The 586-nt window shown below is 68.1% G+C and carries 1 pseudogene; it reads right to left on the bottom strand.

Annotated features, from left to right (window positions below):
- Window positions 1–468, bottom strand: a pseudogene (locus V5E28_RS49095) (IS1380 family transposase); the annotation flags it as partial.
- Between the last annotated feature and the right edge of the window lie 118 nt (window positions 469–586).

Below are 586 nucleotides of genomic sequence, written 5' to 3'. Positions count from 1 at the left end.
GGTGGCGTCGATGTCGATGACGATCCAGCCGCGCAGTCGCTTGCCGGCCACCGTCAGCCACGGGAAGCCGCCCGGGCGCAGGTGCAGCAGTTGCCAGACGTGGCGGCGTATCTTCGCCCGGGTCTGGGCGATGCGGGCGAGCATCGGCTCATCCAGGCCGGCCAGGGTGCGGTGGGTGGTGGAGTCCGACGGCGCCGTCCCGAACAGTGCCGCCTGGTGGGCCTGCAGCCGTTCGGCCTCCAGCATGCTGCGTGCGCCGCACACGATCGCGGCGGCCAGACTGATGAGGACATGCGCGCGATCGCGCCAGATCGCACTCTGCCCATCCGGCCACAGTCCGCCGAGCGCCGGGGTCAGCCCCACCCGATCGGCGAGTTTGTGCAGCAGGACCGCGCCCGCGTGACCGACCAGCCCTTTTCCGTCGGCGGTGACAGACAACCGGCGGTCCCACCCGATACGCTCACTCACCAGAAAGGTGCACCTGCTTCTGCAGCGGATATGGCTTCGACACCCGAATCCTTGCAGTTCAGGGGCACCTTTTCTCATGTTCTAGAGCACAGCTACCGCCCCGGCTGAATAGCTGAGG

Origin of the sequence: Nonomuraea sp. LPB2021202275-12-8 (assembly GCF_037044575.1) — a bacterium.
GTDB lineage: Bacteria > Actinomycetota > Actinomycetes > Streptosporangiales > Streptosporangiaceae > Nonomuraea.
The sequence above is the reverse complement of the archived record's forward strand: the minus strand, read 5'-3'. Positions and strand labels throughout refer to the sequence as shown.